General features: G+C 58.3%; 23 protein-coding genes. 7 read left to right on the top strand and 16 right to left on the bottom strand.

The annotated features are described in order from the left end of the window. Nucleotides 1-48 precede the first annotated feature (48 nt). Together greA and AC2FNC_RS04115 are read left to right on the top strand one after the other, a co-directional pair. A complete protein-coding gene (gene greA, locus AC2FNC_RS04110) occupies nucleotides 49-519 on the top strand; it encodes a transcription elongation factor GreA (RefSeq protein ID WP_480518399.1) in 471 nt (156 codons plus the stop codon). A 14-nt stretch (nucleotides 520-533) separates the two neighbouring features. Further along, complete coding sequence (locus AC2FNC_RS04115; RefSeq protein ID WP_496714672.1) at nucleotides 534-1529, top strand: hypothetical protein; 996 nt, start codon at nucleotides 534-536, stop codon at nucleotides 1527-1529. Here the strand turns inward: AC2FNC_RS04115 and AC2FNC_RS04120 are convergent. The 5 genes from AC2FNC_RS04120 to AC2FNC_RS04140 are packed head-to-tail and all read right to left on the bottom strand — an operon-like array spanning nucleotide 1526 to nucleotide 6261. Beyond that, on the bottom strand, nucleotides 1526-2119 hold the full coding sequence (locus tag AC2FNC_RS04120; protein ID WP_480604700.1) for a GNAT family N-acetyltransferase: 594 nt from the start codon (nucleotides 2117-2119) through the stop codon (nucleotides 1526-1528). The genes AC2FNC_RS04115 and AC2FNC_RS04120 overlap by 4 nt on opposite strands. Further along, a complete protein-coding gene (locus tag AC2FNC_RS04125; protein WP_496714673.1) occupies nucleotides 2116-4185 on the bottom strand; it encodes a molybdopterin-binding protein in 2070 nt (689 codons plus the stop codon). Before AC2FNC_RS04125 ends, AC2FNC_RS04120 begins: the two co-directional genes overlap by 4 nt. Next, nucleotides 4182-4673, bottom strand: coding sequence for a molybdopterin-guanine dinucleotide biosynthesis protein B (gene mobB / locus AC2FNC_RS04130; RefSeq protein ID WP_480494332.1), 492 nt, complete (start codon nucleotides 4671-4673; stop codon nucleotides 4182-4184). Before mobB ends, AC2FNC_RS04125 begins: the two co-directional genes overlap by 4 nt. After that, complete coding sequence (gene mobA, locus AC2FNC_RS04135) at nucleotides 4670-5326, bottom strand: molybdenum cofactor guanylyltransferase MobA (RefSeq protein ID WP_496714674.1); 657 nt, start codon at nucleotides 5324-5326, stop codon at nucleotides 4670-4672. Before mobA ends, mobB begins: the two co-directional genes overlap by 4 nt. Next, nucleotides 5323-6261 (bottom strand): formate dehydrogenase accessory sulfurtransferase FdhD, encoded by a 939-nt coding sequence (locus AC2FNC_RS04140; RefSeq protein WP_496714675.1) that lies wholly within the window; start codon nucleotides 6259-6261, stop codon nucleotides 5323-5325. Before AC2FNC_RS04140 ends, mobA begins: the two co-directional genes overlap by 4 nt. Between AC2FNC_RS04140 and AC2FNC_RS04145 the strand changes: the two genes are divergently transcribed. Both AC2FNC_RS04145 and AC2FNC_RS04150 read left to right on the top strand, forming a co-directional pair. Beyond that, nucleotides 6260-6970 carry an AzlC family ABC transporter permease gene (locus AC2FNC_RS04145; protein ID WP_480494338.1) on the top strand — a complete coding sequence of 237 codons (711 nt, stop codon included), beginning with the start codon at nucleotides 6260-6262 and terminating at the stop codon, nucleotides 6968-6970. The genes AC2FNC_RS04140 and AC2FNC_RS04145 overlap by 2 nt on opposite strands. Beyond that, nucleotides 6967-7299 carry an AzlD domain-containing protein gene (locus AC2FNC_RS04150; RefSeq protein WP_209506607.1) on the top strand — a complete coding sequence of 111 codons (333 nt, stop codon included), beginning with the start codon at nucleotides 6967-6969 and terminating at the stop codon, nucleotides 7297-7299. The genes AC2FNC_RS04145 and AC2FNC_RS04150 overlap by 4 nt, the downstream gene beginning before the upstream one ends. On the opposite strand, the gene AC2FNC_RS04155 is transcribed toward AC2FNC_RS04150, so the two are convergent. From AC2FNC_RS04155 to AC2FNC_RS04185, 7 genes are all read right to left on the bottom strand, one after another. After that, nucleotides 7288-7920, bottom strand: coding sequence for a hypothetical protein (locus tag AC2FNC_RS04155; protein ID WP_480475007.1), 633 nt, complete (start codon nucleotides 7918-7920; stop codon nucleotides 7288-7290). The genes AC2FNC_RS04150 and AC2FNC_RS04155 overlap by 12 nt on opposite strands. Before the next feature lie 17 nt (nucleotides 7921-7937). Next, nucleotides 7938-8072: an aa3-type cytochrome c oxidase subunit IV gene (locus AC2FNC_RS04160; RefSeq protein WP_267364539.1), complete on the bottom strand. Its 135-nt coding sequence runs from the start codon at nucleotides 8070-8072 to the stop codon at nucleotides 7938-7940. Between the two features lie 89 nt (nucleotides 8073-8161). Further along, on the bottom strand, nucleotides 8162-8701 hold the full coding sequence (locus AC2FNC_RS04165; protein WP_480483080.1) for a hypothetical protein: 540 nt from the start codon (nucleotides 8699-8701) through the stop codon (nucleotides 8162-8164). Beyond that, entirely contained in the window at nucleotides 8688-10529 is a 1842-nt protein-coding gene (locus AC2FNC_RS04170; RefSeq protein WP_496714676.1) for a glycerophosphodiester phosphodiesterase, read from the bottom strand. The genes AC2FNC_RS04165 and AC2FNC_RS04170 overlap by 14 nt, the downstream gene beginning before the upstream one ends. Nucleotides 10530-10585: 56 nt before the next feature. After that, a complete protein-coding gene (locus AC2FNC_RS04175; protein ID WP_480475001.1) occupies nucleotides 10586-11038 on the bottom strand; it encodes a DUF6173 family protein in 453 nt (150 codons plus the stop codon). Between the two features lie 4 nt (nucleotides 11039-11042). Next, complete coding sequence (locus AC2FNC_RS04180; protein ID WP_496714677.1) at nucleotides 11043-12071, bottom strand: MBL fold metallo-hydrolase; 1029 nt, start codon at nucleotides 12069-12071, stop codon at nucleotides 11043-11045. A gap of 17 nt (nucleotides 12072-12088) precedes the next feature. Then, complete coding sequence (locus tag AC2FNC_RS04185; protein WP_496714678.1) at nucleotides 12089-13792, bottom strand: acyl-CoA dehydrogenase family protein; 1704 nt, start codon at nucleotides 13790-13792, stop codon at nucleotides 12089-12091. A 138-nt stretch (nucleotides 13793-13930) separates the two neighbouring features. On the opposite strand from AC2FNC_RS04185, the gene AC2FNC_RS04190 reads away from it, so the two are divergent. Then, nucleotides 13931-14881 (top strand): L-threonylcarbamoyladenylate synthase, encoded by a 951-nt coding sequence (locus tag AC2FNC_RS04190; protein WP_480624680.1) that lies wholly within the window; start codon nucleotides 13931-13933, stop codon nucleotides 14879-14881. On the opposite strand, the gene AC2FNC_RS04195 is transcribed toward AC2FNC_RS04190, so the two are convergent. Then, a complete protein-coding gene (locus AC2FNC_RS04195) occupies nucleotides 14882-15436 on the bottom strand; it encodes a YqgE/AlgH family protein (protein ID WP_480474992.1) in 555 nt (184 codons plus the stop codon). A 157-nt stretch (nucleotides 15437-15593) separates the two neighbouring features. Here AC2FNC_RS04195 and AC2FNC_RS04200 point away from each other — a divergent pair, with 157 nt between their 5' ends. Together AC2FNC_RS04200 and AC2FNC_RS04205 are read left to right on the top strand one after the other, a co-directional pair. Then, nucleotides 15594-16394 (top strand): protein-disulfide reductase DsbD domain-containing protein, encoded by an 801-nt coding sequence (locus AC2FNC_RS04200; protein ID WP_496714679.1) that lies wholly within the window; start codon nucleotides 15594-15596, stop codon nucleotides 16392-16394. A gap of 4 nt (nucleotides 16395-16398) precedes the next feature. Next, nucleotides 16399-16818 (top strand): NUDIX hydrolase, encoded by a 420-nt coding sequence (locus tag AC2FNC_RS04205; protein ID WP_480474988.1) that lies wholly within the window; start codon nucleotides 16399-16401, stop codon nucleotides 16816-16818. Here AC2FNC_RS04205 and AC2FNC_RS04210 read toward each other — a convergent pair. The 3 genes from AC2FNC_RS04210 to moaB all read right to left on the bottom strand — a co-directional run bounded on the left by AC2FNC_RS04210 (nucleotide 16815) and on the right by moaB (nucleotide 22319). Then, entirely contained in the window at nucleotides 16815-20216 is a 3402-nt protein-coding gene (locus AC2FNC_RS04210; protein WP_480622957.1) for an efflux RND transporter permease subunit, read from the bottom strand. The two genes, AC2FNC_RS04205 and AC2FNC_RS04210, sit on opposite strands and share 4 nt — an antisense overlap. A 5-nt stretch (nucleotides 20217-20221) precedes the next feature. Next, nucleotides 20222-21670, bottom strand: coding sequence for an efflux RND transporter periplasmic adaptor subunit (locus tag AC2FNC_RS04215; protein WP_496714722.1), 1449 nt, complete (start codon nucleotides 21668-21670; stop codon nucleotides 20222-20224). 106 nt (nucleotides 21671-21776) lie between these two features. Next, nucleotides 21777-22319, bottom strand: coding sequence for a molybdenum cofactor biosynthesis protein B (moaB, locus tag AC2FNC_RS04220; RefSeq protein ID WP_496714680.1), 543 nt, complete (start codon nucleotides 22317-22319; stop codon nucleotides 21777-21779).

A 22319-nucleotide genomic window follows, 5' to 3' on the forward strand; every position in this document is an offset into this window, starting at 1 on the left:
CGCTTCTGTGCGGCGGGGCGAGTCAGTTTATGCGTGGACGTAGAGAGTATGGAAAAGATCCCTATGACGCCTGCGGGCAATGCCGCACTCGCAGCTGAGCTGAAGAACCTCAAATCCGTTGAACGCCCTGCGATCATCGAAGCCATCGCATCGGCGCGTGAACTTGGCGACCTGAAAGAAAATGCCGAATACCATTCAGCCCGCGAAAAGCAGGGGTTTATCGAAGGCCGCATTAAAGAACTGGAAGGTATCCTTTCGCTAGCGGATGTAATTGATCCAACAAAACTGTCCGGCGCAGTCAAATTTGGCGCAAAGGTTACTTTGGTTGACGAGGATACCGACGAAGAAAAGACGTGGCAAATCGTCGGTGAATATGAAGCCAATATCGAAGCCGGCCTTTTGAATATCAAATCCCCCATCGCCCGCGCCCTGATCGGCAAGGACGAAGGTGACAGCGTCGAGGTGCGCACCCCTGGCGGCGTGCGTTCTTATGAAATTCTGAGTATCAAGTACGCCTAACCGGAGCGCATGTAATGTCGGGGCCCAAACCTGACCCGGAAACTGAAAGACCGACTTCGCTGGGCATCTATGACCGCCCAAAGGCACCGTCTGTCACCGAGATTGAGATTGCCGCACTGGTGCTCAGCCTAATTTGGCTGGTGGTGTCGGTTGTTTTTCTGGTGTTGCCAGGTAAGGCGCAAAGCGGTGGTTTTGTTGTCACCTTTCTGGCCGTTTTCATGCCTGTGGCGATGATCTGGGTCGCGGCCACTGCCATGCGTGCCAGCCGCGTGATGCGCGAGGAAAGCGCGCGGCTGCAAACTGCGATTGATGCGATCCGTCAGGCTTATGTGGCGCAGCAGCAGCGCGCATCCAGCACCTACGAACCGGCAGTGGCCAAGAAACTGGATGAGATCGCAGCCGCGACGCGGAAAACCGAAAGCACGCTGGCAACATTTTCGACCAAGCGCACAACGCCCCCTTATGCCCCGGCAAAACCACTCGTTGCGGGTGCTCAGACCTCGCTTGAACTGGGCACATCTGCGGAAGAAATTGCGCCACCGCTGAGCACCGATATCTTTATCCGCGCCTTGAATTTTCCGGAAACTCAGAATGACACCGAAGGGTTCAACGCCCTGCGCGTGGCGCTGAAAGACCGCAAGACGGCACAGATCGTGCAAGCCTCGCAGGATGTTCTTACACTGCTCAGCCAGGAAGGCATCTATATGGACGACTTGCGCCCTGACATGGCCCGGCCCGAAATCTGGCGCCAGTTCGCGCAGGGCGCGCGGGGTCGCGCCGTTGCCGCGCTGGGGGGTGTACGGGACAGGTCCTCGCTGGCACTGACAGCTGCGCGGATGAAACAGGATCCGATTTTCCGCGACGCCGCCCACCATTTTCTCCGCCGCTTCGACAAGATGATGGCCGAGTTCGAGCCCAACGCAAGCGATGCAGAACTGAGCGCTTTGGGTGAGACCCGCACGGCGCGGGCGTTCATGTTGCTGGGACGCGTGGCCGGGACGTTTGATTAGTCCGATTTGACGACCCAAGACATCTTGGTCGCGCTGCTGAAACCAAACACGTAACTTAAAGGTCCGGTTTTTTCTTCACCCACAGGCCGAAATCCTTCGCGCTCATATAAAGCGCGGGCGCGGGGGTTTGTGTCGATAACGTCAAGCTGAACGACTGACATGTTTTGTTTCCGCGCCTCACGCTTAACGGCATCCAGCAAGGCCGTACCAACACCTTTACCACGCGAGCCCGCGGCCACAAATATGCCATCCATCTGAAACACGCCGGGTTTCAGTTCGCGCTCCAAAATGCTGAGGATGAGGGCGCGCCAAATGGCCCCAAACCAGCCATAGACCTTTGCTAGGTCTGACATTCTGCCTCCGGCCAATGCACCATCGCGTGTCTTGAAACCTGCAAGCCCCAAAACCCGGTCTTCCTTGTCCCGTGCAACCAGCGCATAATCCGGGTTCAACGAAGTTTCGAAGAAAGCCAGCCCCTTTTCATCCGGGCCCATGACTTTATTCAGTTTCGCCGAAAATGCCTGCCAGAACAGGGTCGCCACCAGTGGGCGTTCAGCATCAGAAAAACCGCGTGAGACCGTGATTTTCACAATCCGAAACTTCCATACGGTATGAAGCGAACCATATCCCCGGGTTGGATGTGCCGAGCTCCATCTTCAATTTCGACCAGCCCTTCGGCCCAGCTGAGCCCGCTGATCCGGCCCGATCCTTCTGACTTGAAGACTTCAACCCGGCCTTCCCGTATGCGCGCGCGCAGGTATTCGCGGCGGCCCGGTTTCTTGCGCTTTTCAAAGGCAGCGGGCACTTCGAACCCTTGCGGCTCGATCCAACCTTCGCCAGACATCAGGCCCAGCGCCGGTCGCGCAAAGATCAAGGTGCAGACCAAAGCGGCAACGGGATTGCCGGGCAGTCCAAAGACCGGTGTTCCGGACCACAACCCCAAAGCCAGAGGGCGACCGGGTTTCAAGGCGATCCGCCAGTGTTGCATCGCCCCCGCCTGGCGCAGCAAGGCAGACACGTGGTCTTCGTCACCAGCAGATGCGCCACCACTCGTCAGTATCACTTCTGCCTGTTCCGCAGCCTGATCCAGCCGTTCCCGCAGGGCGTCCCGATCATCTGAAACACGCCCCATATCCACAGGTACAAACCCCAGCCTTTCGACCAGAGACAACAGCATCGGGCGGTTGGCGTCGAATATCTGTCCCGGTCCGGCGCGTTCTCCGGCGTCGACCAGTTCATCACCGGTCGATACCACGGCGACACGCAGCGGCTTGCGCACATTCACCTCGGCAATGCCCAAAGCGGTGAGCAGCGCAAGATCAGCCGGTGTCAATCGGCGCCCTGTAGACAGGGCCAGATCGCCTGCGGCCACATCTTCGCCCGCTTGCCTGGTATTTGCCCCCTTTTTCAGCGGGCCGTGGAATGCGATATACCCGTCTTTAACTGTGACATCCTCTTCCAGAATAACCGTATCCACCCCGTCAGGCAGCGCCGCACCCGTCAGAACGCGCACTGCCTGGCCCGCAGGAACGTCACCCTCAAACGGAATACCGGCTGCTGCGCGCCCGTCGACCAACGGCAGGACCTGTGGCCCATCTGAAACCGGACCAGCAAACCCGAACCCATCCACGGCTGTATTCGGCTGCGGCGGGTTGGAACGTTGGGCTGTCACATCTTCTGCCAGAATGCGCCCACTCGCCGTATTCAGCGCGACCACCTCGACCGAGGTAATCGGATGCAACCTGTCGCGCAAATAGGCCAAGGCGTCATCAACGGGCGTCCACTCCACACCCGCTGGCAGCGCAAAACAATCGTTGCGCAATGGTGGCGGGGCTATGTTCGGCTTTTTCTGAGTCACACCCAATATCCAGCCTTCCTCTGCCGCTGAAACATCTAATTGCGCTTTCAACTCCTGCTCTGTCAAACGCGACAGAGTCAAGGCGACCTGTTCGACCTGCCAAGCATCCTTGATCCGCCCGTCCGGTGGCGCACCCAAGGTGAGCGACGGCCAGATCTCCACAAAGGCGACGGGTTTATCCAACGGCTCGAACGGCCAGACCGCGACTTGTCCGGCAAAGCGATGGCGGAGCCTGCTTAGGACTGGAAGCCCCATCATCACCTGCCCACCGACCGCGCCTGCACCCGCCATCTGCCAGCAGGTGAAACTGCCTTTTGCCGAGGCTTCAACCGCACGACGGTCGGAAAACGGATTGGAATAGCCCGTCTTGGTTCGCGGCAAACCATCAATTTCGCGCCCAAGGCCATTCATCCAAAATGGGCCTCTTCCTCCGAATTGTCGATTGATCCGGCCTGCCAAGTCGAAACGATTGTTCGTTTTCGGACCGTCCTCGACATGCTGTTCGAACCAATCCCACAAGACCAAGGGGTCATCCGTTCCGGTCATCGCGCGGGCAAAACCCTTCGGGTATCCAAAAGGGAAGTCAAACCCCAGAAATAGGCGTCGGCCTGCTTTCAGTTCGGTGTGGATCAGGGCATCCAGCCACGCCTCGGCAAGCGCCCGGTTGCGTAGGTATTCAGGTCCCTGTGCCCGCCCTTCACGCGCAATACAGACCCAGATCGCGTCTTTGCGCGGTGTTGGCCCGGTGTCATTTCCACCAGACCAGTCCACCATGGCAAAGGTCTGGAACAGGGTCACAAACCGACCTCATCCAATATGAAGTCCGCGATCCTGACTGTATCATTCAAGTCGAAAACCGGGCAATCCAGTTCCAGCGCCGTGTCGCTGGCAACGGCTCGAACGGTATCGTTTTCAATCGCGATCAAAGGGTTTCCCGCCTCGGCGCGAAACGCCTCGATCTTTGGGTGACCTTCCCGCTTGAAGCCTTCGACCAGCACCAGATCAACCGGAGAAAGCCGCGCCAGCAATTCGGCCAAAGTTGGCTCGGGCGCACCGCGCAGCTCTTGCATCAAGGCGACGCGCTGCCCCGACGCAAGCAACACCTCGCTGGCACCAGCAACGCGGTGACGATGACTGTCCGTGCCCGGCTGGTCCACATCGACGCCGTGATGCGCATGTTTGACAGTTGAGACGGTAAAACCCCGCCCCGTGATCTCGGTCACCAGCCGTTCCATCAGCCCGGTTTTGCCTGCGTTTTTCCAGCCAGTGACACCGTAGACTCTCATACCTGCTCCAACAGTGTCCGGGCGCGGTCCAAATCGTCAGGTGTATTGACGTTGAAGAACGGATCAAACGGGTCAGCCTGGAACATAGCCTCGCGTCCGTCATGTTTATCAGTCCACAGCACGACCTTGCGCAACCCGTCCGTCAGAGCCGCCCGCAGATCATCGCGCAGAGCCACAGGCCAGAGCCCAAAGGTCGGGTGCCGGTTGACCCGCCTGCCCCCTCCGGATTTCAGCGCGTCGTCGCCCGTTCGCGGAGTAGTGGCCAAGACCAGAGGATGCACCTGCCCCTCTGCCGCCTCTTGCAGGCGCGCCACCAAATCACGCGGGAAGAACGGTGTATCTGCGGCAGCCGTTACGATACTGTCGGCCCCCTGATCTGCCGCCCAGTCGAGCCCCGCCAGAACACCGGCCAAAGGGCCAGCGAAGCCTTCAATCGTGTCAGGCAGAACGGGTAGCGTCAAATCGCTGAAACGCTTGGGGTCACCATTTGCGTTCAGGGCCAAACCATCGACTTGAGGAGACAGCCGATCAACGACATGGGACAGCAGGCTCCGCCCGCCAATCTGCAATAAACCTTTGTCACCACCACCCATCCGGGTGGCCTGCCCGCCTGCGAGGATGACGCCGAGAGGTTTTTTGTTTTCATCACTCATTGGCTACTCTTCCGCCGGTGTTTCCTGTCTTCGGCCACAACCGTCGACGGGTCCACATCGCGAACCAACCGTTCCTCACCGGAAAGACAAACAAAGCGCTGTCCGCGCATCCGGCCGATCAGCGTAAGGCCGACCTCACGCGCGATCTCGACACCCCAGGCGGTAAAGCCGGAACGGGACGCCAACACAGGAATACCCATCATCGCCGTTTTGATCACCATCTCGGATGTCAGGCGACCGGTGGTATAGAGGATCTTGTCCTCCGCCGTCGCCCCCTCGGAAAGCATCCAACCTGCGATCTTGTCGACGGCATTATGGCGACCCACGTCTTCCATATAAACCAGCGGACGGTTTTCGCGGCACAATACAGTCCCATGAATTGCCCCGGCCTCAAGATAAAGCGACGGGGTGCGATTGATCTTGGCCGCCAGTTCGTAAAGCCACGAGGTACGCACCTGCACTTGCGGCAGCTGAACGCCCTCAAGACCCTCCATCATGTCCCCGAACACCGTTCCCACAGCGCAGCCACTGGTGCGCGTTTTTTTCTTCAGCTTGTCCTCGTACGAAGTCGCGCGTGCGGTGCGGACAACAACGGTTTCAAGATCATCATCGTAATCGACACGGGTAATCTCATCATCGGCCAGCAACATGCCCTGATTTCGCAGGAAACCCAGCGCCAGATATTCGGGATAGTCGCCAATCGTCATCGCCGTCACAATTTCCTGCGCGTTGAGGAAGATCGTCAGTGGGCGCTCTTCAACCACTGAAATCTGACTGACCTCGCCATTCTGGTCCACCCCCTCGACCGCACGGGTCAAGCGGGCCGCGCTCGGATCAGGAGCGATTACATAGTCTGACACGTCGGTTTCGGTGACCAATTGCAACCCCTCCACAAGACCGATACTGCTGCTGGCGTCACCATAGGATTTAGCCATGGCCTCTGCCACATCCAAGTCATACTTCTGGAAAGGTTTTCGCGACGGCACGCCGTTTGTCTTCGTGGCTGTGCCTTTTGGCCTGTTGTTTGGTGTCTTCGCGACAGAAGCCGGGCTGAATATCGTGCAGACCATTGCCTTCTCCGTCACCGTTTTTGCAGGCGCGGCGCAGTTCACAGCTCTGCAACTTCTGCAGGATGAAACGCCTACAATCATCGTTTTGATTTCGGCGCTGGCAGTGAACCTGCGGGTTGCGATGTATTCCGCATCGCTGACGCCGTTCTTGGGTGCCGCCCCCTTGTGGCAAAGAGCATGTGCGGCTTACCTGATCGTGGATCAGTCTTACGCCTGTTCAATCGCGCAGTTCGAAAAAGAGCCTGATCTAACGATCCCCCAGCGAATGGCCTATTTCCTGGGTTCGGTCACTCCGATCACACCGCTGTGGGTTCTGGGAACCTGTCTGGGTGCCGTGCTGGGCGCTCAGATCCCAGAGAGTTGGGCGCTGGACTTTGCCCTGCCGATCACCTTTCTGGCGATGATCGGACCAATGATGCGTACGCTGGCCCATGTCATCGCCGCCCTGGTCGCCATTGTCGTTGCCCTGCTGACCGTGAGTGTGCCGTTCAATCTGGGCCTGCTGATCGCAGGCGCGGCAGGGATGATGGCCGGCGCGCAGGCGGAATTGATGCTAAAGCGGAACACGCCATGAACCAGATCGATCAGACAACAATATGGATCATCATCGTGGGTCTTGCGGTGGGCAGCTATGCTTTGCGCTTTACCTTCATCGGTCTCGTCGGTGATCGCCCAATGCCGCCCTGGTTGTTACGTCACCTTCGATATACAGCCGTGGCCATCCTGCCCGCACTGATCGCGCCGCTGGTGGTTTGGCCTGCGGCCACCGAAGGACAACCGGATATACCCCGTATGTCGGCCGCAGCGGTTGCATTGTCTGTGGGCATTCTAACCAAGAACGTGCTGGCGGCCATTTTTACCGGGGCGGCAACACTTTACACATTGCTGTATCTAGTTGGATGAAGCCGCGTCCAGCTGGTTCAGGCGCGCATTGTTGAACGCCAGTCCCTTTTGCAGGTCCGCGTCGTCGTTTTCACGGTATTCCGCCGTTTGAACACCTTGCAACGCTCCAAACTGATCCGACAGTTTGACCGGATAGAATGTAGTCGTGATCTGTTCGAACCCCGGAACCTGCTGCAACAGTTGCGAAGTAGAGTTCGCACAGAAAGCACCAGCCACCGGGCCCATCTGCTTGGCCAGTTGCAATGCAATTTCGGCCTGTTGCGGGGTGACCTCGATCGTCTGGATGCGCGCATAATGTGTTTCGCGGGCGTGGCTGCTGCGATACGCACGTTCGACATTCGGAGTGATTCCGTACAGCACGTCGTTCCTGATCGGTACAACATCCGCCCGGAACGATCCTGCCGGGTCGAAAATAACCCGCTCACTGCCGCTGATCATCAACGACGTATGCGCGCCCGAACCGGTCCGGGTGCTGATCATCGTGTACAAGGTCAGGGTCGATGGCCCCGGATCGCGATAGGAACGGGACGTTATTTCAGTCTGATCCGCTTGCGGGCGCTGTGATGCAGCGCAACCAGCCAGCGTTGCGGCCACAAGGCACGCAGTCAATATCCTGAGCAAAGCCGCCCCCGAATTGCTTACGAGGCGAAAACTGCCAGGAACAGGCACAACAAGGCGATCGCGACCACACACCAGGTGGTGGCTTTGATGAAACCGTTGAAAGTTTTGGTTTGAACGTCGATGTTCATTTCGCCGTGCTTGTATTCAGCCATGAGTCTCAGAATCCCAATTCGCGTGTTTGATTTGTTGGATAATGGAAAACAAAACGCCTGTCACCACGTCATTCGCGCGCAGGGCGCGCTTACTTGAGGACCGAGCATCCGGGATAACCGAACCCCCATCGCCAGGGCAGGCCGCTGCACGGCCCGCCACCGAAACGAACCGCCCCATACATGGCATCCGCGGTGATCGCGTGAATGGTGCGAATCTGGTCAGGTTCCATATCATAGCGATCCGCGTATTCGTCGGCATACAGATCTCCATGCGCCTTAACACAGGCATGCAGGGCATCATCCGCCGCCAAACGCGCGTCATAGCTTTCCTCGGCCGAATCCGCGCCGCCGGCATTGTGATATGCCCGGTCGTGGATCACACAACAGTTTTCCCAAGGCGGATGTTCTTCAAAAAGCTCGCCAACCTGCGGGAACTGCTTTGCCACCCAGCGCCAGCTTGCGGACAACCCACCCGAACACCCGTCTGTTTCGAATGGTTGCAGCTCGGCGCTTTCGCTCTGGTCCATCAAGGCGCGATGGGCAGGCATTTCGAACCGGCGCATCAAGTCCTGTGCCAAGGCGGCGTGCGGAATAACGAGCAACAGCAGCGAAAGATTAAGGGCTTTCATCGCGCATCGCCTTGGTGTCGACCTGCAATCCGAAAGTCGTGGCCAACCACAACATCAGCCGCTCTGCTGGTCCCATTTCGGCACGCACGCGCAGAACCTCATTGGCCATGGCCGGGCGGTCGGTGATCAGACCATCAACGCCCATAGACGCCATTTTGGACATTTGCAGCGGATCGTTCACTGTCCAGACATAGATATCCTTACCGGCATCGTGAACCTTTCGGATCAGGCCCGGAGTTGCCATCCCTGCATTGATTGCGACAAACTCGCCCTCCAACCCCGACAGATCACCAATGGCTGTGGCCGCCAATACACCCGAACGCCAGTCCGGGCGCAGTTTCTTCATCTTTTGGACGGCCGGATATTTCAACGACATGGTGGCGACCTCGTCCTGCATCTCCAACTCTTCCACCAGATTGATCACCCGGTTTTCCAGATCAATATCATGGCCATAGTATTTCAGTTCGATAAGAACCCTGGACTTGCCTTTGGCCGCCTCCAGCACATCACGCAGAGTTGGCGTTCGTTCCGAGGCGTATTCCGGATCAAACCAGCTGCCGATGTCGATATCTGCCACATCCGCCATCGTTGCATCCCAGACCTTCAGGTTAACACCCGCCAGCTTCATGAAATCGCTGTCATGGGCCACGATGATCACATCATCCGCAGATTCCTGAACGTCGATTTCAACCCAATCCGCGCCGTCCTCGATGGCTTTCAGAACCGAGGCCATCGTGTTTTCCGGCCGCAAGGCCGCTGCACCCCGGTGGCCAATGACCTCGGCATGATCCGGGGCCTGCACACGTTCCAGCAGACTTTGACCTGACCAAAGGCCAATAACCAACGCGGCAAGGGATGCGCCCACTGTCACAAATACAGGCGCCCGAATTTTCCGGGGTTCTGGGTGGGCGATCTTTTTTGCGTCAATATCGAAAAACCCGTCCAACAAGACGGCCAACGCGCCCAGCGCCGTTGCCGCCAGAACCAGCCCCGCCAATGACCACAGCCCTGCGACGACAAAACTGAAGGTCAGGGCCAGCTTGAGGTTGCTGCCGTCCTGCACGGGTACGAAAGTAAACAAAAGGCTGGCCACTGCGGCAATCAAAGCGGCGATGACAAGGCGCATCCCCAGCCAAAGGGCAAGTTCGATCTTCAACCGCCCGCGCCTGCCTTCCATCTTCTGCGCACTTTGGGCAAACGCCGTTCGGGGCGCAGTTCGTTCGAAAAGGACCAAATGCAGGGCCAGCGCCCAGGCGGACAGGCGACGGATCAAAAGCCACGCCAGTACAAGAACAACCACTCCGATCAAAAGAACCGCCACCTTGAAGGCGGGGGGGCGGAAGGTCAGGTAATAGTTGATGTCATATTCAGTCAGCGTCCACCACGCGATCAGGCCAGCGACAGCCACGAATGGCAGGGCAAGCAACAGGACACGCAGGATGAAACGCACGGCAAATCCGAACAACGCCGGGAAACGGGACAGGATCAACGCGAGCGCCGCACTGCCAGCGCGCCAGGGATCTTGTTCGCCCATACGCAGCGACCCGGCCATGACCGAGAACACAAAGACTTCGGCCAGCAGAAACAGGCTCAGAACTACAAAAGACGAGATAAACCCGACCGGAGACAGCAGGAACATGGCAATGTCCTGATCCGTCAAGGCCGTCTGGTCAGACAGAGAGACTGCCAGATTGACCGTCAGTGCCACCCCTGGCGCAATCAGCGCAACAAGCAGTAATCGCACAGCGATATAAATTGGCACAAAAACCCGACGCCGGGCCCAAGCCCCCGCGTAGGCATGTGTTACGGCATGGAAATATCTGTTCACGCGGTCGCCTCCGAACTGATTCATTCATTCAAAGGCGCGCAAACGTGAATTGCAAGTCAGCTGTCTTTCAGGTCCGCAGCCAGGCGGAACCCGATGCGGTTGGCTGGCTTGTCTTCAACCGATTTGGGAAGCGCACGCAACATCACGTTCAACTGGCTGACATGTTGCACCAGTTGCGTGCGGGCTCCGGTCCCGTCGGACCCGTAAAAGGTTATCATGTCGGGGTCGAAATAACCCATCCCCTCGATCCGCATCACGCCTGCATCGCCGCCAGTGAAACCCATGGCGACCTCATGATCGCCGTCCAATGTCTGTTCGAAATTCTGGATATACAGGATTAGCCGCTCGTAGGCCCATTGTGCGGGGCTTTTGCTGGCCACCGGTTTTTTCAGCGTCTCTGGCAGTTTTTTGGTTCCGGATTCGGCTTTCGGATCGGCGTGCACCTCGTAACATCTTGGCAACGCTGCGGCTTCTGCGGCCTCGGCCGAGGTTTCGATCTGGTCCTGCATTCGTCTACCCTTTGCGCTGATACAGCCATGCCCCATCCGCGCGTTGCGTCCGGGTTACTGCACCAATGTGGTAGAGGTGATTTACATGTGCAACCGCCTCAACCAGCGCAAGGCCATACTCACCCTCTTGGATTGTACGTTTGAACAGCGGCATAAAGCAGTCAGCGGCAGATTTGGGCTGATCCAGATGATCCAGCAACCGTTCCAGCGCGCCATGGTGGTTGTCAATCAACTGCTTCATGCGCAACGGCAGACCGGTGAAGGGCAATTTGTGCCCGCCTAAAACCAGATGATCGGGACGGGCGAGTACCTGAAGCCTCTCACAGGCCTCCATCCATCCTGACACCGGATCTGCCATGGGTTCGGTCGCATAGACACCCAGATTGGGACTGATTGAACTGAGGATCTGATCACCGCTGAGTACCAGATTGTCATCGCGGCTCCAGAAGGTGGCGTGTTCCGGCGCATGGCCATTGCCCATATGAACGTCCCAGTCACGTCCACCAATACGGATCACGTCACCCTGCTTGATCCCGGTAAAACCCAGCGGCATGGGATAGACCGTGTCGGCAAAATTAAAGGGCCGGTCCGCCATCCGTTTGTTCAGAACATCGGATGCCATCCCCGCACTGCGATAGAATTCCAGCGTTTCTTGCGGCCAGGTTTCCTGCACATCCAGCGTCAGCATCCGCGCAAACAGCCACGAGGTGCGGCTTGTCACCAGCTCGGCGCCGTGTTCCGTCTGAAACCATCCGGCATTGCCAACATGGTCGGGATGATGGTGAGTCACCACCACCCTCCTGATCGGCTTGCCTGCAAGTGGCCCGGCCATCAACGCTTCCAAGATGCGCCGCGTCTTGTTCGAGGACAGCCCCGTATCGATCACGGTCCAGCTGTCGCCATCGTCCAGAGCGTAGATGTTTACATGGTCCAGCGCCATCGGCAGGGGCAGGCGCATCCAGAGAACACCTTGGGCAATCTCGGTGGCCGCGCCCTGCGCGGGCGGTTCAGCCCACGGATATCTGATCCCCAAGACGTGATCCCCATCCATCAGGCTGCAAACTCGTCCGTGCTCAGCGCGAAAAGGTCATCCGCCCCGTTCTGCGCCCGCGCCAAAAGGCCCGAATGTTCGGGCAACAGGGCGTTGATATAATATCGCGCCAGTTTCGCCCGCGGTCCCTCTGGGTCGGCAAGGGCTGCGGTCAGGTGGTAATGCCCGCCCAGCACCCGAGCAAAAGCCTGCAAATAAGCAACTGCGCCTGCAAAGCGGTTATTCAAATCGTCCTGTGCGACCAGCCACTCTGTCGCCTCGCGCAGTGTTTCGGTGGCTTCCCAGACCGGACCCGCCAGATCAGGCAGCGTTGCACGGGCGCGTTCGGCCTGGTCTTCGATCTCATCCAGCAGGTTCGAAGCAGCCTCGCCCCCGTCCATCATCTTCCGCGCAACAAGGTCCATCGCCTGAATACCGTTGGTGCCCTCGTAGATCGCGGTGACACGCGCATCGCGATAGAACTGTGCCGCGCCGGTTTCCTCAATATACCCCATGCCACCATGCACCTGGACCCCGGTTTCAGCCACACGCATCCCGGTCTGAGTACCAAACGCCTTGCTGATCGGCGTCAACAGCGCGGCCCGCGCAGCCCAATCGGCGTCACCAGTGGCCTCTGCCATATCGATCGCAACCGCATTGGCCAACAGGATCGCGCGCGCGGCATAAACATCAGCACGCATATCCAAAAGCATGCGGCGCACATCCGCATGATCGATGATCGTCTCGGACGGCGTTTTGCCTTGTTTCCGTTCCAGGGCATAGGCCAACGCATGCTGGTATGCACCTTCGGCCACGCCCACGCCCTGTCCGCCCACACCAAGACGCGCATTGTTCATCATGGTAAACATGGCAGCCATACCGCCATGTTCGGCACCCACCAGCCAGCCTTTGGCTCTGTCATATTGCATCACGCAGGTGGGCGATCCGTGCAAACCCATCTTGTGTTCCAGCGAAACCACTTTTAGATCATTGGCCGCGCCCGGGTCACCATTTGCGTCAGGCAGGAATTTAGGGACAAGGAACAATGAAATCCCTTTGGTGCCGGGCACCCCATCGGGAAGGCGAGCCAGTACCAGATGGCAGACATTCTCGGTAAAATCGGTATCGCCCCACGAGATGAATATCTTTTGACCGGTGATCGAATATGTCCCGTCACCGTTCGGCTCAGCCTTCGCAGACAGCGCGCCAACATCCGATCCGGCCTGAGCTTCGGTCAGGTTCATGGTGCCCGACCATTCCCCCGTCATCATCTTAGGCAGATACAGCGCTTTCAATTCGTCGCTGGCGTGATGCTCCAACGCCTCAATCTGGCCCTGAGACATAAGCGGCGCAAGTTGAAGCGACAGGCAAGCAGCACTCATCATCTCGTTGACCGCCGTGGTGATGGTCATAGGCAGCCCCATCCCCCCGTATTTAGGATTGCCACTGATCCCGATCCAGCCACCTTCGGCAATTGCCTTCCAACCGTCTGCATATCCCGGAGAAGTTCGCAGCACGCCATTTTCAAGTCGTGCAGGTTCCAGATCACCGGGGCGCTGCAGAGGGGCCATCACCTCTTCGCACATTTTTCCAGCTTCGGTCAGGATCGCATTGACCACATCCCCGCTGGCATCAACAAATTTATCCGTCGCAGCGACCTGGTCGAACCCGACCACATGGTCCAGCAGGAACTGGTAATCTGAAATTGGGGTGCGATAGGGCATGATCACTCTCGAAGGCTAACAATTCAGAACATATCGGCAGGCTTGGAATTGTGGGCAAGCGCCGGTAAGCGTATGAGCTTGGATCAATTACCTACTGTCCCTTATGTTTCAAGCAACCAAAACGCGGCGTCACCAGTTATGATCTCAACCGGCACTCAGGAATTGACGGCGGATCCCGGCGGTATCGCGCGGGCTGCAGATATGTTGCGACAGGGCCTTCTGGTCGCCTTCCCGACCGAGACGGTCTATGGCCTGGGCGGCGATGCACGCAACGGGCAGGCGGTGGCGTCGATCTACGAGGCCAAGGGGCGGCCCAGTTTCAACCCCCTGATCGCACATGTCGCATCGGTCGCCGCGGCGCAACGGTATGTGCTATGGTCAAATCAGGCCGAGCATCTGGCGCAGGCCTTTTGGCCCGGTCCGCTTACCTTGGTTTTGCCCTTGCGCGAAGGGCACGGGATTTCTTCGCTAGTGACGGCAGGTTTGGACACGCTGGCCGTGCGCGTTCCGGCACATCCGACAGCGCACGCGCTGCTGGCCGAATTTGATGGCCCGGTTGCTGCGCCATCTGCAAACCCGTCGGGTCAGATCAGTCCGACCAAGGCAAGTCATGTCTGGTCAGGTCTTGGCGGCAAGATCGCGGCTGTTCTGGATGACGGGCCGTGCGGTGTCGGGCTTGAATCCACCATCATCGGTCTGGCTGGGGAACCCGCGCTTTTGCGTCCAGGTGGCATCGCGCTGGAGCAAATCGAAGAGACGCTGAAAACACACCTACATCTGCATCAATCCGGTGACCTTCTGACCGCCCCCGGCCAGTTGCAATCGCATTATGCGCCGGATGCTCCGGTCCGTTTGAATGCCGAAACCCGTCAGGGTGACGAGGTGTTGCTGGGATTTGGACAGGTTGAGTGCGACCTGAACTTGTCCGCCATTGGCGACCTGACCGAAGCGGCGGCAAATCTGTTTGCGTTTCTGCATCAACTGAACGAAACCGGGCGACCGATTGCCGTTTCTCCGATCCCAGGCACGGCATTGGGGGCGGCAATCAATGACCGGCTGCGGCGCGCTGCAGCACCTCGCGACAGCTGATCAGGCCCGCCCTGCGCTGGCAGAAAGGGTTAGCGGGTCCACGCCCAAAGTAGCCAACGCTGCCTCCCATTTCGCATCATCGGGCACATCGAAAACAAGCTTGGGTGTCGCGTCGGTGGTCAGCCAACCGTTCATGGCAATTTCATCCTCAAGCTGACCGGGCCCCCAGCCGGAATAACCCAGCGCCAGCATCGAGTTCAGCGGCCCGCTGCCTGACGCCAAATCCTCGAGCACATCAAGTGTCGCCGTCATGCTGAAGTCCTCAGAAATCTGCATTGAATGCAGGTTGGCCTCGTAATCGGCGCTGTGAAGGACAAAGCCGCGCGACATCTCGACCGGTCCACCGAAATGCACAAGGCGCTCTCCGACAATCGGAATACGGCAGGCGATGTTCAGTTGACCCAGCAAGGTCTTTATCCGCAGGTCCGAGGGCTTGTTCACAATCAAACCCATGGCTCCATCGTCGCCGTGGCTGCACACATACACCACCGAATGGTCGAATCGCGGATCCCCCATACCGGGCATCGCAATCAACAGTTTTCCGGTCAGGTCCATGGGCCGCCATCTCTTTCTCAGAACACCTCAACAATGGCCCCGCAGCATGTCTATTGGCAAGAGAACAACGGGTATTTTGGCGGATTTCATCCCAGTGAACAGAACGTGACTTGGAATCCGGGCCAACGCCGCGCATTTAAGAGGGATGAAGATGTCGATGAAACACACTGCTGTCGCCGCACTTGCTTGCCTGCATCTGTCCGCCCCGGTTGCCGCACAGGGTCTGGATGGTGTCGTTCAGCTGGATGTTCTGGATGGTGGCCGGACTGCAAACGGCACTTATCTTACCGCCTTAAAGCTGACGCTCGAGGATGGTTGGAAAACCTACTGGCGCGCGCCCGGAGACGCTGGCATCCCGCCGGAAATCAACTGGAAACGGTCAAGCAATGTCGGGCGGATTGAGATCACATGGCCTGCCCCCGATGTCTTTGATCAGAACGGGTTGCAGTCGATCGGTTACAAGAACCAACTGGTCCTTCCTATTGAGATTACGCCGCGCAACCCTGCCAAGCCGGTCCGATTGCAGGGCGAAATGGATCTGGGCGTCTGCAAAGACGTTTGTGTTCCGGAACGTCTGGGCTTTGACCACACGCTCGACGCCAATGCCGGGCGCCATCCCGCGATTGCCGCGGCACTGGCGCAACGTCCCTATTCCGCGCAGGAAGCTCGCGTGTCCAGTGCCACGTGTCGTCTGACGCCAACGAAAGATGGTATGCGTATCGAAGCACGAGTGACCATGCCATCGGCAGGTGGTCATGAAGTTGCTGTGATCGAACCCGGCAATCCCACCCTCTGGGCTTCGCAGCCGGTTGCGCAACGGCAGGGCGATACGTTGGTGGCCGAGGCCGAGATTATCAATGCATCGGGTACACCCTTTGCGCTGGATCGGTCTGAAATCCGGATTACAGTTCTGGGCGCCAATCACGCAGTTGATATTCAGGGTTGCAGCGCAGGCTGAATTCATGACCCAATCGCCAAAAATCGGTGCCCTGGCCGTTGTTCTGCACCAGGATCAGGTTCTTCTGGTTCAGCGCAGCAAGCAGCCCGACGCCGGGCTGTGGGGGTTTCCCGGTGGCCATGTCGAATGGGGTGAAACCGTATTGGAAGCGGCGCAACGCGAATTGCTGGAAGAAACCTCGGTGATCGCGCAACCGTCACATTATCTGAACAATCTGGACCTTCTGCGCCGAACCCCAGATGGGCTGGTCGTGTCCCATTACCTGCTGGTCGGGGTCGCATGTCAGTATCGCTCGGGCACGCCGAGGGCCGGTGACGACGCACTTGATGCCCGGTGGTTTCCCATCGATCAGATACGCCAGGGCAACCTGCCCATGAGCGCGCGGGTCATTGAGCTTTTGGAATATGCCTTGCTTGCGGTTTAAGTACCTGCCGATTTCGTGAGGCGACCATAGAGTATACCTGAGGCAGCAATGCTTAGAATCACAATCGGTACAGCGCCGGCAACAAACGCGCCCAGCCCCATTTTCAATGCGGCAATGCCATCATCACCGGGATAAAGGCTTTGTAGCATGGCAAGCGGTGCACCGTTGACAGCGGGCCAGATCATCGTCAAGGCAAACCAGATCCCAAGTATCACGCCGGTTCCGGCCAACGCGCCACGAACAACCTTGTCAGGGGCCCGTGCAGCACGGCGCATGGCTGTCATCGGACGTGCCACGTCATTAAGAATTCCCAGCAAGGCAGGTACAAGAACCAACACCAGCAACATTCCGAAACCAAGCCCGTATACCAGTGTGATTACAGTCGGTTTCAAGAATTGCGCCTGTTGAGAGCCTTCATATAGTAAGGGCGCAAGGCCAAGAACCGTCGTCAGCGTGGTCAGCATCACGGGGCGCAACCTGTCTGCCGTGCCATCCAGAATAGACGGAATCAACCCGCGATCCTGCTGGTATGCGTCGATCGTAGTCACCAAAACGATCGAATCGTTGATGATGATCCCTGTCATGCCCAACAACCCGACAACCGTGAACATGCTCAGCGGAACCTCCCAGATGTAATGGCCCCAAATTGCCCCGACCAGGCCAAAGGGAATAATCGCCATAACCACAAGGGGTCGTGTCCAGCTGGCAAAAACCCAGGCCAGTACAAGATAAATACCGGTCAGGCACAGGATCAGACCGTTGCGGGCCTCGGACAGGAATTCGTTTTCCTGTTCGCTCAGACCCGACATGCGCCACTCAACCTGCCTTTCGGCCGCGATATTGGGAAGGATCTCGTCCTGCATCACGCGTTCAATTTCGGCGGCCCGTGCCGGATCGTCTTCCGAAATATCGCCTGTTACCGAAACCACCCTCAGGCCGTTTTCACGCCGAACCGTCGAAAACCCGGACTTGCGCTCGACCGAAACGATATCAGCCAAAGGTACGTAGACCCCATCAGGAGAACGCATCAGAGTTCGTTCCAGAAAATCTGCTGTCAGTTCACCTTCGGGCAGTTCGACACGGATCTCGGCACTGCGCGGCCCGTCAGGGAAGGTTGCGGCCTCAATCCCGTTCAAACGGTTGCGCAAAGCCCGCCCCAGCGTTTCGATCCGAAAGCCCAGCGCCTGACCCTGCGCCGTCAGGTCAAGAAGAAACTCTTCCTTGTCATATGCCAAAGTGTCCTCAAGTGCCGAAACTTCAGGAAACTTCGACAGCGCAGTTTGCAGATCTTCAGATGCGGCTTTCAGGACATTTACGTCTGAGCCATAAAATTGCACATCGATTGCATCGCCGCCGGGGCCGGACCGCCAACCGCGGAAGCTGATCACTTCGACCTTGGGGTGACGCGGTACGAAATCCTGTAGCTCGCCCACAAACTCAAAACTCGAATATGGGCGCAGATCGGCGTCGATCAATTCAATCGAAATACCTCCCAGCACACTGCCGTCCTTGCCGTCAGCCGCAGCAAGCGCACGCCCGGCATTGCCACCAACTTCAGCCAGGACATAGTCAATTGGATTTCGGCCATGACGCTCTTCGTAGATCCGGCCCAGTTCGTTGGTTGCATCCTGTAGAATGCGCATCATCTCAAGTGTATCTGACCGGGTCGACCCTTCGCGCATAATAAACCCGCCGCTAACCGAACTGCGTTCAGGCGCGTTGAAGAACCGCCAGTTCACGTCGCCACGAATGAACAATGCGACCTGACTGGCCAGGATGGCGATCATCAGCGCGGCCACCACATAACGCGCCCAGATCACCCAGGCGATCAGCGGACGGAACAAGTGATCCCGAACCCAACGAAAGCCACGATTGACGACACGGTTCGGCAGATCGTACCAGTGTTCTTTGGCCGAATGCGCAATTGCATGCGCCATGTGATTGGGCAGGATCAGGAAGCATTCCACCAGCGATGCAACCAGTACTGCGATCACCGTGAAAGGGATATCGCGGATCAGCTCTCCGAAACGTCCTCCAACCAACGTCAGGCCGAAAAACGCAATCACCGTCGTTACCGTGGCGGCCAGAACCGGCATTGCCATTCGACGCGCGGCGCGCTCTGCGGCTTCCACTGGTGTCTCGCCCAATCGGCGGGAGCGAAAATCAGCGTGCTCCCCCACGACAATGGCATCATCTACAACGATCCCCAACGTAATGATCAGACCAAACAGTGAAACCATGTTCAGCGACAGACCGCCCAGATACATCAGCGCAATCGCCGCCGACATCGCCACCGGGATACCCGCAGCAACCCAAAACGCAATGCGCGCATTGAGAAATAGGAACAACAGGATGACAACAAGCCCCAGCCCCATCAGCCCGTTATCCACGAGGATGTTCAACCGGTCGGTAATTGCTTGCGCCCGGGTGCGGATCAGATCAATTCTCACACCTTCAGGCAGGCTGGCCTGCATCTCGCGGGCAACGTCCTCCACCGTGTGCTGAATACCTATCGCATCGCCCAGGTTCGACCGGTCCACTCTGATCGACATGGCGGGATTGTCGCCCACATAATAGCTGCGGTCGCGGGTGACGCCTTCTACCCAAATTCTGGCAATGTCACCAACCTTCAGTTTCGACCCATCTTCGTTCGTCCGCAGAGCGATGCCTTCGATCTGTTCTGGCGTGCGTTTCTCAGTTCCCGCCCGGACACGAGCACCCGCACCTTCGACATTGCCAGCGGGGTCCGTATTGACTTCGGCACCTATCGCTGCCGCGATTTCGGCCATCGTTATATCGTTTGCGATTAACTGAGCGGTGGTGACCTCGACAACGATGCGCGGTGCGGCAATACCCCGGATTGTCGTGCGGGTCACACCTGATGCGAATAAACGATTGATAAGCTCATCCGTCAGCTTAGCCAGCTGAGCAGTATCGGTCGGACCGGTAATCACCACATCCGTCACCCGATCACGCCACGCACCGCGTTGAATCTTGGGCTCCTCAGCGTCTTCCGGCAGATCTGTGACAGCGTCTACGGCGGTCCGGACTTCCTCAACAGCGCGGGACACATCCCAGTTGGGTTCGAATTCCAGCCTGATACGGGTCCAGCCCGGATGCGAGGAAGCCTCGGTACTGGTCACCCCTTCGACGGCCAGCAGCGCAGGTTCCAGCAACTGCACGATCCCGGCGTCCATGTCCTCGGGCCCGGCACCATCCCAGGTTACGGATACATCGACGCGTTCCAGAATGACGTCCGGAAAGAACTGTGCACGCATGTTCGGGATTGCCGCCGCGCCAAGAACCAGCATGACAAGCAACAGCAGGTTGGCAACTGTCCGATGCCGCGTGAAATAACTGAGAAGGCCACCCGCCGCGCCAGGTATCTCGCGCATCATGGCGTTTATCCCCCAGCCCTGGTTTCAATACTGCGCACCAAAGATGTCGGCACTCGAGCTTCGCGCAGCCGGGTTAGAACCTTCGTCTTTTCCTTCGGTGGCATCGCACTGTTCGCCTCGACTTGAGCTACAAGTTCGGCGCGTTTCTCGTCCGTCAGCTCGACCATTCCGGGGTCTGCACCCGCCTCAAGCCGCAGGGGCCGAACACGCACGCCCGACCCAAGCAGGGGGGTTCGTCCGACGACGACCTCACGCCCTTCCAACCCGTCGCCCCGCAGCAGAACTTCATCCCCCTGGCGGCGGATGAGCTGAACCGGCAGACTTTCCAATCGGTCATCAGGGCCAAGAACCAGAACTGTTCCGGATGCATCAAGGACCGAAGACGGCAGTCGGTAAACTCCGGCAAGGGGCTGTTCCTGAACTGAAACCGTAACGAAATCTCCAGGTTTAAACCCCGATGCCTCTTGCAGGCGGGCATAGATCAACCGCCCGGTCTGGCCTTCACCGGCAGACCCGCTATCGCGGCTAATCTGGCCAACCGCGGTCAGATCGGTCCCTGTGACTTCAAGAGATATGGTGACCGGCGCATTGATCAGACGATCGCCGCCATCCAGAAGCCGCACATATTGCGCGGTCGACACCCGAAACGCCACTTCAAGGTCGTTGGGATCAACCAGTTCGGCCAGCTTTTCATTTGCAGATACCAGCCGCCCTTCCACAAGCGTCACATCCGTTAAAGTGCCGCCAAAGCCCGCCCGGATTGTCATGTCGCCCAGATCACGTTCCGCAGCTTCCAGTGCTATCATGGCGCGGGCCAACAGGGTTGATGCCTGATCCACACGGGATTCAGCCTGTGCCAGCGCAATACGCCGCGCCAGTACGGCCTGTTGCGCCGCTGCGGCAGCCAGTTCGGCCTCTTCCACGCTAGCGGCGGCCCCCACGCCCCGAGATTCCAGATCGCGTTGACGTTGCAACGCCCTTTCCCGCAGTTCCGCCTGAGCCTCAGCCGATTTCAGCTCGTCCTGCGCCAGCAGCAACGAGCGTTCTGCATCGCGCTCTTCAAACTGAGCGTCCAAGAGGTCGGACTTGGCCCGATCCAGTGCGGATTGCGCATCTGCCGGGTCCAGTTCAACCAGCACTTCGCCAGCCTCAACAATTCCACCATCTTCAAAGTCTTCCGCCAGCGCGACAACGCGACCACCAAGCGCCGCGCGCAACTCCAGCCTGCGGCGGCTTTGAACCTCTCCGAAAGCTTCAAGATATGGGGTGACGGTTTCCGCCTCGGCAGGCCGAACCGAAACAGCAAAGATCCTTTCTCGAGCGGGGGGTGTCGCGTTATCGTGCGTCAAAGCCTCCTGAACGGCCCCAACGATCATCTGCACGGCAACAAACAACAAAGCCAGCGCCAGAAACGCCAGAAAAATACCGACAAGACTATGCCGCAGAAATCGCATCAATCAGTTACCCCGGTTGCACCACGCTGCCGTCCACAACATGTAGCTGGATCAGGAAATATGCCAAGCCACAAGGCGGTTATACGGAATGGAACGTATGACCAGTCTACTTCCGTCGCAGATGTTCGTCCAATCTGGGCATTATTTCCACAAAATTGCACGGGCGATGGCGATAATCGAACTGTTTTTCCAAAATACCGTCCCACGCGTCCTTGCAGGCCCCCGGGCTGCCGGGCAAGGCGAACAGGTATGTCCCCCCCGCAACGCCCCCCGTCGCCCGCGACTGCACCGCCGAAGTTCCGATCTTCTCCATCGAGATGATCGTGAAGACAGTGCCAAAGGCTTCGATCTCTTTTTCATAGACATCGCGATGCGCCTCGACGGTGACATCGCGCCCAGTCAGACCCGTGCCGCCGGTCGAAATCACGACGTCGATCTGTTCATCCGCCACCCACGCGCGCAACTGATCTGCAATCTGTCTGCGCTCGTCCCGAATTATCCTGCGATCCGCGACGACATGTCCTGCCTTTTCAATCCGGTCCACCAATGTCTGACCCGAGCGGTCCTCTTCCACCGATCTGGTATCCGAAACAGTCAGTACGGCGATCTTAACCGGGATGAACTCCATGGTTTCGTCAATGCGCGACAT

It is taken from the genome of Ruegeria sp. BHSA123 (assembly GCF_059613425.1).